13 protein-coding genes are annotated in these 12,829 nt (G+C 68.2%); 6 read left to right on the top strand and 7 right to left on the bottom strand.

Going from position 1 to position 12,829, the window contains the following annotated elements:
* The first annotated feature begins 1 nt into the window (after position 1).
* The 5 genes from DYE23_RS27555 (at position 2) to DYE23_RS27535 (ending at position 4,193) form a co-directional block, all read left to right on the top strand.
* Entirely contained in the window at positions 2-1,198 is a 1,197-nt protein-coding gene (locus DYE23_RS27555; RefSeq protein ID WP_011891886.1) for an NAD(P)/FAD-dependent oxidoreductase, read from the top strand.
* 1 nt (position 1,199) lies between these two features.
* Positions 1,200-1,574: a thioredoxin gene (gene trxA / locus DYE23_RS27550; RefSeq protein WP_011891887.1), complete on the top strand. Its 375-nt coding sequence runs from the start codon at positions 1,200-1,202 to the stop codon at positions 1,572-1,574.
* An 87-nt stretch (positions 1,575-1,661) separates the two neighbouring features.
* Positions 1,662-3,263, top strand: a complete 1,602-nt coding sequence (locus DYE23_RS27545) for an FMN-binding glutamate synthase family protein (RefSeq protein WP_011891888.1) — start codon at positions 1,662-1,664, stop codon at positions 3,261-3,263.
* A gap of 79 nt (positions 3,264-3,342) precedes the next feature.
* Positions 3,343-3,546, top strand: coding sequence for a zinc-ribbon domain-containing protein (locus DYE23_RS27540; RefSeq protein WP_011891889.1), 204 nt, complete (start codon positions 3,343-3,345; stop codon positions 3,544-3,546).
* The gene (locus tag DYE23_RS27535; RefSeq protein ID WP_372516198.1) at positions 3,543-4,193 is read left to right on the top strand and encodes a biliverdin-producing heme oxygenase; all 651 of its coding nucleotides are present in this window, start codon (positions 3,543-3,545) and stop codon (positions 4,191-4,193) included. The genes DYE23_RS27540 and DYE23_RS27535 overlap by 4 nt, the downstream gene beginning before the upstream one ends.
* Here the strand turns inward: DYE23_RS27535 and DYE23_RS27530 are convergent.
* The 4 genes from DYE23_RS27530 to DYE23_RS27515 all read right to left on the bottom strand — a co-directional run bounded on the left by DYE23_RS27530 (position 4,181) and on the right by DYE23_RS27515 (position 8,036).
* Positions 4,181-4,819 carry a trimeric intracellular cation channel family protein gene (locus tag DYE23_RS27530; protein ID WP_011891891.1) on the bottom strand — a complete coding sequence of 213 codons (639 nt, stop codon included), beginning with the start codon at positions 4,817-4,819 and terminating at the stop codon, positions 4,181-4,183. The two genes, DYE23_RS27535 and DYE23_RS27530, sit on opposite strands and share 13 nt — an antisense overlap.
* A 9-nt stretch (positions 4,820-4,828) precedes the next feature.
* On the bottom strand, positions 4,829-5,626 hold the full coding sequence (locus tag DYE23_RS27525) for a TspO-related membrane protein (RefSeq protein WP_011891892.1): 798 nt from the start codon (positions 5,624-5,626) through the stop codon (positions 4,829-4,831).
* A gap of 116 nt (positions 5,627-5,742) precedes the next feature.
* Positions 5,743-6,741 (bottom strand): glycosyltransferase 87 family protein, encoded by a 999-nt coding sequence (locus tag DYE23_RS27520; RefSeq protein ID WP_235660504.1) that lies wholly within the window; start codon positions 6,739-6,741, stop codon positions 5,743-5,745.
* 263 nt (positions 6,742-7,004) lie between these two features.
* Positions 7,005-8,036 (bottom strand): fused (3R)-hydroxyacyl-ACP dehydratase subunits HadA/HadB, encoded by a 1,032-nt coding sequence (locus tag DYE23_RS27515; protein WP_011891894.1) that lies wholly within the window; start codon positions 8,034-8,036, stop codon positions 7,005-7,007.
* Between the two features lie 56 nt (positions 8,037-8,092).
* Between DYE23_RS27515 and abc-f the strand changes: the two genes are divergently transcribed.
* Positions 8,093-9,745: a ribosomal protection-like ABC-F family protein gene (gene abc-f, locus DYE23_RS27510; protein WP_115328661.1), complete on the top strand. Its 1,653-nt coding sequence runs from the start codon at positions 8,093-8,095 to the stop codon at positions 9,743-9,745.
* Here abc-f and malQ read toward each other — a convergent pair.
* Genes malQ through DYE23_RS27495 form a run of 3 tightly spaced genes read right to left on the bottom strand, consistent with a single transcriptional unit; the run spans position 9,726 to position 12,642 of the window.
* A complete protein-coding gene (malQ, locus tag DYE23_RS27505; protein WP_115328660.1) occupies positions 9,726-11,708 on the bottom strand; it encodes a 4-alpha-glucanotransferase in 1,983 nt (660 codons plus the stop codon). The two genes, abc-f and malQ, sit on opposite strands and share 20 nt — an antisense overlap.
* A gap of 53 nt (positions 11,709-11,761) precedes the next feature.
* Positions 11,762-12,184 carry a nitroreductase family deazaflavin-dependent oxidoreductase gene (locus tag DYE23_RS27500; protein ID WP_011891897.1) on the bottom strand — a complete coding sequence of 141 codons (423 nt, stop codon included), beginning with the start codon at positions 12,182-12,184 and terminating at the stop codon, positions 11,762-11,764.
* On the bottom strand, positions 12,181-12,642 hold the full coding sequence (locus DYE23_RS27495) for a hypothetical protein (protein WP_041799822.1): 462 nt from the start codon (positions 12,640-12,642) through the stop codon (positions 12,181-12,183). The genes DYE23_RS27500 and DYE23_RS27495 overlap by 4 nt, the downstream gene beginning before the upstream one ends.
* Between the last annotated feature and the right edge of the window lie 187 nt (positions 12,643-12,829).

The following is a 12,829-nucleotide window of genomic DNA, read 5'->3' as shown; positions in this document are numbered from 1 at the left end:
CATGATCAAGGACAAGCATCAGATCGTCATCGTCGGCGGTGGTACCGCCGGGATCTCGGTGGCGGCCCGCCTGCTGCGCAACGGCTACTCCGACGTCGCCGTCATCGAACCGTCCAGCGTGCACTACTACCAACCCCTGTGGACGCTCGTCGGTGGCGGGCAGGCCAAGGCGGCGACGACCGCCCGGCCCGAGTCCTCGGTGATGCCGGCCGGCGCCACCTGGATCAAGAACGCCGCGGCGGCGGTCGACCCCGACAACAACACGGTCACCTGCGCCGACGGTGCGGTCTACGAGTACGACGTGCTAGTCGTCGCCCCCGGCATCCAGCTGGACTGGAACCGCACCGAGGGATTGGCCGACGCGCTCGGCAAGGACGGGGTGTCCTCGAACTATCGTTTCGACCTGGCCCCGCGGACCTGGGAGTTCATCCGCGACCTACGTTCGGGCACAGCGGTCTTCGCGATGCCGTCGGGGCCGATCAAGTGCGCCGGCGCCCCGCAGAAGATCGCGTATCTGGCCAGCGACTACTGGCGTTCACAGGGTGTGCTCGACAACATCGACGTGCATCTGGTGGTGCCGACGCCACGCCTGTTCGGTATCCCGGCGATCGCCGACACCCTCGATACCATCGCCGCCGGCTACGGCATCACCGTGCACACCGATGCGGAGGTGACCTCGATCGACGCCGCGGCGCACAAGGTGGGCGTGACTCCCGCCGGCGGCGGAGCCGACACCGTGCTTGCTTACGATGTCCTCCACGCCGTACCGCGGCAATCGGCCCCGGACTGGATCAAGTCCGGCCCGCTGTCGACCGGGGATGCAAACGGATACGTCGAGATCGACAAGCACACCATGCAGCACGTGCGCTATCCCAACGTGTTCAGCCTCGGCGATGCCGGGTCGTCCCCCAACTCCAAGACCGGGGCCGCAATTCGCAAGCAAGCCCCGGTGGTGGTCGAGAACATCGATGCGCTGCTGACGGGGCGACCGCTGACCGCGTCCTACAACGGCTACGGGTCATGTCCGATCGTCACGTCGTCACACGAGATGCTGCTGGCGGAGTTCGACTACGACCTGAACATGACGCCGTCGTTCCCGCTGCTCGACCCGACCAAGCCGCACCGCGGCTACTGGTACCTGAAGAAGTACGGACTGCCGTTCATGTATTGGAATCTGATGTTGAAAGGACTGGCGTGACATGGCTACGAAGAACCTGACCTACGACGACTTCGAGTCCACGATCACCGGCAACTCGATCGTGCTGGTCGACTTCTGGGCGTCGTGGTGCGGCCCGTGCCGCGCGTTCGGCCCTGTCTACGAGCGATCGTCGGAGGCCCACCCGGAGGTCGTGCACGCGAAGGTCGACACCCAGCACGAACGCGACCTGGCGGCCACGCTGGAAATCACCTCGATCCCGACCGTGATGGCCTTCCGGGACGGCGTGCTCGTCTACCGGCAGGCCGGCGCGATGCCTCCCGCCGCACTGGAGGACCTGATCGGCCGCGTCAAGACACTGGACATGGCCGAGGTGCGGGCCAAGATCAACGCCCGGAGGGCCGCCGCACAGGCGTGAAAGTGTCTGGCGCACCCTGCTTGTCACACCTCGGCGCTTTTCGACGATCACTGCCCGTGTCATGCCGAGTGTGGCAGTGTTGGCCGCATGAAGAAGCGGACGCTCGCCGCACTGGTTCCCGCCGCCGCGGCGGCGGGCATCGCGGTGCAGGACCTGCTGCAGAAGGAGCACGCGCTGCGCCGCAACTTCCCGCTCGTGGCGCGGGCGAGGTATCTGCTGGAGTCGATCGGCCCGGAGTTGCGCCAGTACATCATCACCAGCAACGACGCCGAGCGGCCGTTCAGCCGGGACCAGCGGCGCTGGGTGTACACGTCGGCGAAGAAGGAGAACAACTACTTCGCGTTCGGCACCGACAACGACGTCGAGAACGCCGCATATCCGATCATCAAACAGGCGACGTTCTCAGATGTCGTGCCGGCCTCCCCGATCCATCTCCGTGACATCGAGGTGCCCGGGGCGAAGGTGCTCGGCGCGCCCCGCGGGCGCCGCCACGCCTTCAGGCCGGCATCTGTGGTGAATGTGTCGGCGATGTCGTTCGGCTCACTCAGCCCGCAGGCGATCGAAGCGATCAACAAGGGCGCGAAGATCGCCGACTTTCTCCACAACGTCGGTGAGGGCGGCCTGTCCGATCACCACCGTCAGGGCGGCGAGTTGATCTATCAAATCGGTACCGGTTACTTCGGGTGCCGGGATGAGCACGGCGACTTCGACCTCGCCCGGCTCGTCGACGTCGTCGGTGCAGCCCCGGTGCGGGCGATCGAGATCAAGCTCAGTCAAGGCGCGAAACCGGGTCTGGGAGGCCATCTTCCGGGAGCGAAGGTCAATGCGGAGATAGCCCGCGTCCGGGGCGTCGAGCGGGGCAAGGACGTCGTCAGTCCGTCCCGGCACACGGCGTTCCGCAACGTCGACGAGATGCTCGATGTCGTGGAGCGGATCGCCGACGCCACGGGACTGCCCGTCGGCATCAAGTCGGCGGTGGGGGAGATGGGCTTCTGGCAGGAGCTGGCCGACCGGATGGCCGACGGGCAGCGCGGTGTGGACTTCATCGCGATCGACGGGGGTGAGGGGGGCACCGGTGCCGCACCCCTGGTCTTCGCCGACCACGTGTCCTTTCCGTTCAGGATCGGCTTCACGCGGGTCTACGGGTTGTTCGCGCAAGCGGGTTTGACCGATCGGGTCACCTGGATCGGGTCGGGCAAGCTCGGCCTGCCCGCCAACGCGATCGTCGCGTTCGCCCTCGGCGTCGATCTGCTCAATGTCGCGCGGGAGGCGATGCTCGCGATCGGCTGCATCCAGGCGCAGAAGTGCCACACCGATCACTGCCCGACCGGCGTTGCCACCCAGAACCCTTGGCTGGCCCGCGGATTGGACCCAGAGCAGAAATCGCATCGGCTCGCCAACTACGTCCAGACGTTGCGCCGGGACCTGTTGAAGGTTTCGGAGGCGGCCGGAGTCCGACATCCGGCCATGCTCGGCCCTACCGACGTCGAGATCCTCGACGGCGATCGCGGGCACCGAACCCTGGCCGCGGTATACGGCTACCAGCCCGGATGGGGCGTTCCAGGCCCGGAGATCGTCGCCGAGATCGACACGTACATGTCCCGTTACGACGACCGGCCGGGAACCGACACCGTCGTCGAACACGAGCCGCTCAAGCTTGCGACCGATCCGAACCAGGCGACCGAATAGCCGGGCCACTTCACACGCTGCGGACTCCAGAAGTCGTCCGAGCACCAGATGCGGCGGCCGGGCGCTCTAGGCTGGCAAGATGTTGCTCTTCTTCGGCTACGGCACCAAGCAGAAGTACCTCGGAGCCGGCCAGGTAAGGACCTGTCCCCGCTGCCACAACAGCAGCCAGTGGAACCGGATGCGCGAGTTCAAGCAGTTCACGCTGTTCTTCATTCCGGTGGCGCGCTGGAAGCGCCGCGTGTTCGAGGTCTGCGGCATCTGCGGCACCGCGGTGGCGGCTTGATGTCGCAGACCCCCGCGGTCGTGCAGCCGCTGTCGGTAGCGATCAGAGAGGGTTCGTCGGCAGAACACGACGCAGCCGAGCGGTCACCGTTCGTGACGGAACTGCTTGCCGGGCGAGTGAGCCGCCGCGGCTACGCCGACTACCTGCTGCGGTTGCGGATCGTCTACCAGGCGCTCGAGGACGCCGTCCGGTGCCGCCTCGACGATCCGCTGGTCGCTGCGATGTACGACCCTGCCCTCGAACGTATCCCGGCCCTCGATGCCGACCTGGCGCACTGGGCTCCGTCGGTCAGCAGTGAGGTCGATTCGCCTGCCGCGCAAAGGTATAGGGCGCGGATCGCCGAACTGCCCTGGGGTGGTGCGCTCGTCGCCCATCACTACACCCGCTACCTCGGCGACCTCTCCGGCGGACAGGCGATGGCCCGCATCCTCGACCGCGAATTCGAGCTCGGGGGAAAGGGATTGGCGTTCTACGAGTTCGAACTGCGGATCAAGCCGTACAAGGACGGATACCGGGCTCGCCTCGACAGCCTCGGACTGGAAGCCGGCGACATCGAGCGCGTGGTCGGTGAGGTGAAGATCGCCTTCGGCCTCAACCAGGCGCTCTTCGACGAGCTCGCGACGATGCTGCCGCACTACCGTCGCTGATCGGCGCTCCCCGGCGGGCTAGGCGCGTTCAGACCGAAATGCACACCGAGCATCCGGATCGCGAAGCAGACGGCCGCGGCTGCGAGCGCGGCGGGCAGGCCGTACACACCAAGGCCGAGCGCGGCGACCGTCAACGCGGCCGCGACCATCGCGGGAATCGCGTACAGCTCGCTGCGCAGCACGGTGGGTACCTGACCGATCATCAGATCGCGGATCGTGCCGCCGCCCACCGCGGTGATCACGCCGAGAAGCACCGCGGGGCCCGCCCCCAGCCCGTATTCGATGGCTTTGTTCGCGCCGATCACCGCGAAGACGCTCAGGCCCACCGCGTCGAGCACGGTGATCGGCAGCTCCAGGCGGTGGAGCCAGTGGCCAACGGCGAATGCGATGAGCCCGCCGGCGAGGGCCAGGGCGAAGTAGTACCAGTCCTGAAAAGTCGCGGGCGGCACCGAACCGATCAACACGTCGCGAATCACGCCGCCGCCCAACGCCGTCATCATGCCGAGGGTGAGGACGCCGATGACGTCGAGGCGGGTGGCGCGGACCGCGGTCAGCGCACCGTTGAGTCCGAAAGCGAAGGTGCCGACCAGGTCAAGGGCAAGCAGCAGTGGCGGTTGGGCGCTCACCCGATATGCCTACCACGCGCTCTCTCCCCGCCGGGGCCGGGCGGCCAGGGCCAGTACGACCGCGAGCGCCGCGGCGCCACCGAGGGCAGCGATCAGGATCGGCGTGGTGTCGTGCAGCCGGACCGCGATACCGATCAACGCCCAGATGAGCACCAGCAGGTACGCGATGTCGCGGTGGCGCAGACCCATCGTCGCACCCAGTGCGGTGGCCACCAGCACCATGATGACGCCCCACGTCGGCTCGCTGAGCCCGAAGCCGGACCAGCCGGCGTCGTCGAGGGTGATCGTCGCATTGGCGATGGTCGCCACCGAGACCCAGCCCAGATACACGCGGAACGGGATGTGCACCGCCCACCGCTCCAGCGTCGACGTCGCCGGCAGCGTCGCCTGCAGTCGGTAGATGACGATCAGCGCGCCCAGCAGCACCGCCATGAGCGCCATGCTCAGCGGAAAAAGGTTGTGGTGCCAGGCGAAAAGCCATGAGCAGTTCGCCAGCGCGGTCAGCAGGTACCAGGGTGCGATCGCACGCGCCGCACCGCCGTCGGGACGTCGCCGGGCCAGCGCCAGTCCCAGGTAGACGGTGTAGGCGAACAGGCCGAGGTAGATGACGCTCCAGATCGAGAACACGTACCCGGCCGGGACGAAGTACACCTCGAAGCGCCGGGTGACCTCACCGGTGGTCTGACCGTTGATCGGCAGACCGTTGGCCAGGCCGTTGACCACCAGCGTGGCCGCCGTCGCGAGGCTGACCGCGGCAGGCCACAGATAATCCGACGTCGATCGGCGGTTGACGGTTGGGCTCGCCATGGACAGCTCCTCGTTTCTGCAATGCGTACGCGGTACATGCCCGTTCCGGACGGTGGCGAACCCACCCCAACCTCTGGGGCCTCAGTCGCTACTCAGCCGTCGATGCCGCGCTCAGCCTATTCTTCTGCGCGGACAGGTTCCTCGCCAGCGGCTTTCGCGCCGGCGACGCTGCGCGCGGCGCGCACCCCCAACCAGATCAGCAGCACGGCGAACAGCCACAGATAGGCGTTGCGCAGCAACACTTCCGGTACATGGGTGTACGGGAACAGGTAGAAACCGATGCGTGGGTCGGCGAGGTTGCGGAACCAGAACGGCCACGCGCCGAGCGCGACGAACAGAGCCGCCGGTGCGAGCCACCATCGCCAGCACGTCAGCGCCCGGTGCACGAACCACACCATCAGCGGCACCACCCACACCCAGTGATGTGTCCACGAGAAGGGCGACACCACAGCCGAACTCAGCCCGACGACCGTCACCGACAGCAACCGTTCCCCGGTTCGGTGCAGCCACACCGCCAGCGTCAGGCTCGCGACACCGATCAGCACCGCGAGCGCCAACCACAGCCAGACTGGAGGCTCGTCGTCCAGCAGGCGGGCCAACATGCCCCGCAGGGACTGGTTCGACGGATGCCCCAACCGGTCCCCGATCCGCTCCGAGCGCAGAAAGGTACCGGCCCAGTAGGTGAGCGAATCCCGGGGCAGCAGAATCAGACCGACGACGACGGTGGCCGCGAACACAGCGACCGCCGTGACAGCCACCCGCCGCTGCCGCAGCGTGAGGAAGTACAGCACGAAGTAGAGCGGGGTGAGCTTGATGCCCGCCGCCAGGCCGGTGCCGATGCCGGCGAGCCGGCTTCGCGTCGCACCGACGGTGTCGCTGAGGATCAGCAGCATCAGGATCAGGTTGATCTGGCCGAAGAACAACGTCGTCCGAACCGGTTCGACGAACACGCAGCCCAACGCCATGAGGACCGAGACTCCCACCAGCGCGCGATCGACGCGGTATCCGAGCAGCCGCCAGCTCTGCACGACGACCGCGATCAGGACCGCCAGGTTGAGCGCCAGCCAGATGTGCCGATCCGGTTCTGCAGGAAGCAGTTCCAGCGGGGCGAACACCAGGGCCGAGAACGGTGTGTAGGTATAGAAGAGCTTCTTGTCGACGGGGAAGTCGTACAGCGGGAGTCCGGACAGTACGTGCCAGGCCCCCGGCGGTACACGTCGAGATCACCGCCGCCGTCGAGCAATCCCCAGTTCGCCGTCGGGCCGACCGTGGTCAGCGCCAGCACCACCGACAGAGATGCCCACCCGGCAAGAACCCCCAGCGCCGGCCGAGACAGCGCCAACCGCGACATGTTCGGTGACCGGCCCTGGTCTCGGTGTCAGCGGAACCGAATGTGCAGCGAGGCGAGCCCGAAGATCTTCCTGCCGGCCGACTTCGCACCGACGAGGACGACTCCGCTGCGCGTCTCGGGGTCCAGAGACTTGATCCGGCCGCTGTATTCGATGTCCGCACCCTCTTTGGCCGACACGATGGCCGGCTGTGACAGCCGGATCGAGTAGCGGGTGACCGCGCCCGGGTCGCCGGACCAGGCGGAGACGAAGCCGGCGCCGAGGCCCATGGTGAGCATCCCGTGCGCGATCACGTCGGGCAGTCCCGCCAACTTGGCGATCTCCTCGTCCCAGTGGATCGGATTCGCGTCGCCTGCGACACCGGCGTAGTTCACCAGATCGCCGCGCGAGAGCCGGGTGTGGTGGACCGGTATCTCGTCGCCGACCTTCAGACCATCGAACGACACCGAGCCGGGTGTGCGGGTCAGGCCACCCTCGGAGATGCGGACCTCGCCGCCGGGGCGCTCCTGCTTCTCGTAGTCGGCGTCCGTTCCCGGGATGTCGAGGATGTTCATGTCGTGCATCATCGCGTTCTGCACGGCGATCTTGACCCCGGCGTCGATGTCATCGGCGGTGACGCCGACGACCGTGGTGTGCAGCGTGTGCACCCGTTCGCCGGCCGGGTCGGTGAAGGTGTTGGTGACCGTGATGAAGTCCCGGCCCGCCGTGCGGCGCACCGAGGTCAGCTCGACGTCGATGACCAGCTCGTCACCGGCCACGATGGGACGGTGCTGCTCGAAGACCTCCTCGGTCTGCAGGTAGGTGTCGTAGCCGACGACGATCTCCTCGAACATCCGGCGGTTGCACTGCATGCCCGGCGCCGAGGTGAAGGTCAGCGGAGCGACGACATCCGGGAAACCGAGCGCCTGAGCTGCTGCGACGTCCCAGTGCGCGGGGTGGTAGTCCTGCACGGCGCGCGCGTACTCCCGTACCTTCTCGCGGCCGACGAGGTAAGTGCCGGCCATCTGGTAGTGGTGGCCGACCCGGGCTTCGAGCGGCGACGAGTCTGCTGGTGCGGTCACCGTTGCACACTAACGCGCGCGCAGGGTCGGGCCGACCACGGTGCGACGATGGAGCCATGACCGCAACGCTCGTCGCCAAGAACGTGGCCGGCGGATTCGCCCACCGCACCCTGTTCGACGGTGTCGACCTGACGGTGGCGCCGGGCGATGTGCTCGGCGTCGTCGGGGTGAACGGCGCGGGCAAGAGCACGCTGCTGCGGATCCTGGCCCGCGACCTGGAGCCCTTGGAGGGCACCGTCAGCGTCGCTCCGGCCGACGCGTTCGTCGGGTGGCTGCCGCAGGAACACGAGCGGGTGCCGGGGGAGACGGTGGCGGCCTACATCGCCCGGCGGACCGGCTGCGCGGCTGCGACGCTGCGGATGGATGCCGCCGCCGAGGAGCTCGCGGACTCGGAGCAGGGCGCGGACGCGTACTCCGCGGCGCTGGAGCACTGGCTGGCCACCGGTGCCGCCGATCTCGACGAGCGTATGCCCGCGGTGCTGGCGGATCTGGGTCTCGACTCCGACGCCGTGCGGCCGGAATCGACGATGATGACGGCACTGTCGGGAGGGCAGGCGGCGCGGGTGGGCCTGGCGGCGCTGATGCTGTCGCGGTTCGACATCGTGCTCCTCGACGAACCGACCAACGACCTGGATCTCGACGGGCTGGATCGCCTCGAGCGGCTGGTCCGCGAACTGCGCGGCGGCGTGGTGCTGGTCAGCCACGACCGGGAGTTCTTGGCGCGCAGCGTCACCCGCGTCCTGGAGCTCGATCTGGCCCAGCACACCACCACCGTTTTCGGCGGCGGGTACGAGAGCTATCTGGAGGAGCGGGAGGTCAACCGCCGTCACCGCCGCGAGCAGTACGAGGAGTTCGCCGACAGGAAGGCCGATCTCGTGGCCCGGGCGCGGGTGCAGCGGGAGTGGTCGAGCCAGGGCGTGCGCAATGCGATCCGCAAGGCCCCCGACAACGACAAGATCCGGCGGCGCGCGGCGTCGGAGTCCAGCGAGAAACAGGCGCAGAAGGTACGTCAGATGGAGAGCCGGATCGCGCGGCTGGAGGAGGTCGAAGAACCCCGTAAGGAGTGGCAGCTGCAGTTCACCATCGGTTCGGCACCGCGGTCGAGTTCGGTGGTGGCGACGCTGGACAAAGCCGTGGTGCGATTGCCGGATTTCGTGTTGGGCCCGGTGTCCCTGCAGGTCGATGCCGGCGAGCGGATCGGGATCACCGGCCCCAACGGGGCCGGGAAGTCGACGCTGCTGCGACTGCTGCTCGGACGCTGCCAACCGGACGAGGGGCGCGCGTCCCTGGGCGCCAACGTCGCGATCGGCGAGATCGACCAGGCGCGCGCCGAGTTCACCGGTGCCGACAGGCTCGTCGACCGTTTCGAGCAACGCGTACCCGACTGGACGACCGCCGATGTGCGAACCCTGCTGGCCAAGTTCGGGCTCACCGCCGACCACGTGGAGCGCGGCATCGACGAGCTGTCACCCGGTGAGCGCACCCGCGCCGGTTTGGCGCTGCTGCAGGCGCGCGGCACCAACGTGCTGGTCCTCGACGAGCCGACCAACCACCTCGACCTTCCCGCGATCGAGCAGCTCGAAGCGGCACTCGACACCTACGACGGCGCGCTGCTGCTGGTGACCCACGACCGCCGAATGCTGCAGAACGTCCGGTTGGACCGGTACTGGCGGGTGGACGGCGGGCAGGTCAGCGAAACGCAGCGGTGATCGCTGCGACCCTGGGATCGGCCTGCAGTTCCTCCAGGGTCAGTGGCAACGGCAGCCGCCAGTTCGGGTATTCGTCCACTGTCCCAGGCAGATTCGGCTGCCGGACGTCGCCGATGACGTCATACGGCGAGATCAATTTCAGGCGGCTCGGCGTCGCGGCGAGCAACCGGTGCATCGCCACGATGATGTCCTGCTCGTCGGCTTCGGAGCCGTCGTCGGGCAGCAGCCCCTCCGAGCGCAGCAGCGCGAGCCATTCGGCGCGTTCCCGGTCCGCAGTGGCTTTCTCGGCCGGCACATCGTCGAGCAGTTCCAGCTCGGCGCGGACCCGGACGTGTTCTCCGCGAAGGAAACCCGCCGCTGTCGGCAGATCATGGGTGGACAGGGTCGCCGCGGCCCGCGACGGCCAGCGCTGCGGCGGCAGCAGCGGCTCCCCCGGGGCCGACTGGTCGCGCGTGAACCAGGCGACCGCGCAACCCAGCATCTCGTTGTCGGCCAGCGCCTCGGTGACCTCCGGTTCGACGGTGCCCAGATCCTCACCGACCACGGTGGCCCCGGCGCGGTGGGCTTCGAGCGCCAGCACGGCGAGCATGGTGTCAGCGTCGTAGTGGACGTAGGTGCCCTTGTCGGGTCCGTCGCCCGGCGGGATCCACCACAGGCGCCACAGACCCGCGACGTGGTCGATGCGCAACCCGTCGGCATGGGAGAGCACCGCCCGCAGCATGTCCCGCAGCGCGGCATATCCGGTGTCGGCCAACCGGTCCGGCCGCCACGGCGGCAGCCCCCAGTCCTGTCCGCGCGGGGTGAAGTTGTCGGGCGGGGCGCCGACGCTGACACCGGAGGCGAGCACGTCGGACAGCGCCCACGCGTCGGCGCCGTCGGCATCCACGCCGACCGCAAGATCGTGCAGGATGCCGAGCGGCATCCCGGCATCGCGTGCGGCGGCGCGGACCGCACCCAGCTGTTCGGCGCACTGCTGCTGCACCCATGCATGAAATGCCAAGCGCGGAGCCAATTCCCGGCGAGCATTGGCCACATCGGGACCTGCGACGTCACGAAGGCCCTCCGGCCAGCGCGACCACCGGCCGCCATGCCGCTCGGCCAGCGCACAGTAGGTGGCCCAATCCCGCAGCCCGCCCGAAGCCGACGGACCGTCCAACGGGTCCGGCCTGCCGTCGGCGCGCCAGAGCAGTTCCAGTGCACCGCGTTTGGCCGCCCACGCCAGATCATGGTCGATGCGCGGGGTCGTCGCCGACACGCGCAGCGCGTCGATCTCGGCTCTGGTGTCGGGGTCGGCGCGACGGTAGGCGTCGATGTCCTCGATGCGCAGCGCCAACGGATTGGCGAACCGCCGACTCGACGGCGTGTACGGAGAGGGCTGCACCGGATGCGTCGGGCCGGGTGCGTGCAACGGGTTGAGCAGGACCGCCCCGGCGCCGTGTTCGCCCGCCGTCCAGTCCACGAAGGCGCGCAGATCGCCGAGATCGCCGATACCCCACGAGTCTTCCGATCGCAGCGCGTAGAGCTGCAGCATCCATCCCCACGTCACCGGGGACGGGGGAACCCGGGGAGGCGCGGCGACCAGCGTCGCTTCCTGACCGTCGCGGGTGTGCACTCGGTACCAGCCCGGCTTCAGATCACCGGGCAGCTCGTCGCGGACGTCGATCCGCTCGCCGTCCTCGGCCACCAGCAGCGCTGCACCCGGCAGTGGCTGGGGCCGGCCGTCGAGCCGCGTGGCGACGGTGGGCGCGAGGACTCCGGCACGGTCGAGTTCGGCCAGCCGGGCGAGCTCTGCTCGGCAGGCGTCCTCGGTGGCGGCGTCGACATCGAGCAGACCGAGAACCTTGATCACCACGTCGGCGTCGACGTCGACGGGTTCACGCCGTTCGTTTCGGTAGGCCGTGGCGACACCGTGGGCGGCGGCTACCCGGCGGAGGTCCTCGGAGACAGCGCGGTGTGGGGGCACGCCGCGCCTATACCCGCGATACCGCCGGCCACACCAGGTCTGTGGCGTCCGACCTACTCCACAACGAAGACCGGAATCAGGCGATCCGTCTTGGTCTGGTACTCGGCGTAGGGCGGATAGGCCGCGACGGCGAGCTCCCACCAGTGCGCGCGCTCGTCGCCCTCGACCTCGCGGGCAGTGCCTTCGATCACCGTGTCGCCATCCTGAACGGTCACCGACGGGTTGGCCTTGACGTTGAAGTACCAGCTCGGGTGCTTCGGGTCGCCGCCCTTGGAGGCGACCATCGCGTAGCGGCCGTTCTCCTCGACACGCATCAGCGGCACGTAACGCTTCTTGCCGGACTGCGCGCCGACGGTCGTGAAGAGGACGATCGGCCGGTCGAGAATCTCGACTCCGTCGGTGGTGCCCTGTTCGAGGATGCGCTGGGTCTGCTCACGTACCCAATCGGTCGGACTCAGTTCTGCGTGCTCGGTCATTCCGCCTCCAACTTCTCCGGCTGTCGTGGTATTCCCTCGTGCGGTAGCAACGGCCCCAGGACAGCCAGCTCGGCGGTACTGACCCAGGAAGGATTGGACTGTTGCGGTGACCGGAACACCTCCATCGACCGCAGCGCGGTCGACCGGGCCAACTCTGCGGCGGTCAGCGGTTCGGCGAACAGCGGAATGTGCACCGGGACGCTCAACTGCCCGGCGTCGGTGGCAGGCCTGCCGGTGATCCTGCCCGCTCCCCAGAAGCCCCACAGAGGGTGGGCCGACACCCACAACAGCACCCGCTGTCCCGGCCGGATCAGCCGCGATCGGTAGTTGCCGGCGATGCACCAGCGGGCCTTGGCCAGACCTGATCGGCGCATGGCCTCGACGGGAGTTCTGCTCGGGTTGCACTTGATGACCCAGGCCCCGAGGGTCTCCGGCGTCACGCTGCGTTCGGTGGCCACCCGCGTAGAGTTCCCGGTTCCCGCCGAAAACACCGTCGTTCCTGGAACTGGATCGCACCGAAACCTACGTTGCTGAAAATTAAGGACTCTGCGCGGTTTGCTGCTGAATCGGGGTGACCGAACTATGCTTCGTACGCAGTCGATCCCGCCACGGCGAAGCGACTCGACATCGGGACGAGGGACGTAG

Source organism: Mycolicibacterium gilvum, from assembly GCF_900454025.1.
GTDB classification, from domain to species: domain Bacteria; phylum Actinomycetota; class Actinomycetes; order Mycobacteriales; family Mycobacteriaceae; genus Mycobacterium; species Mycobacterium gilvum.
This window is presented reverse-complemented; position numbering and strand designations above follow the sequence as displayed.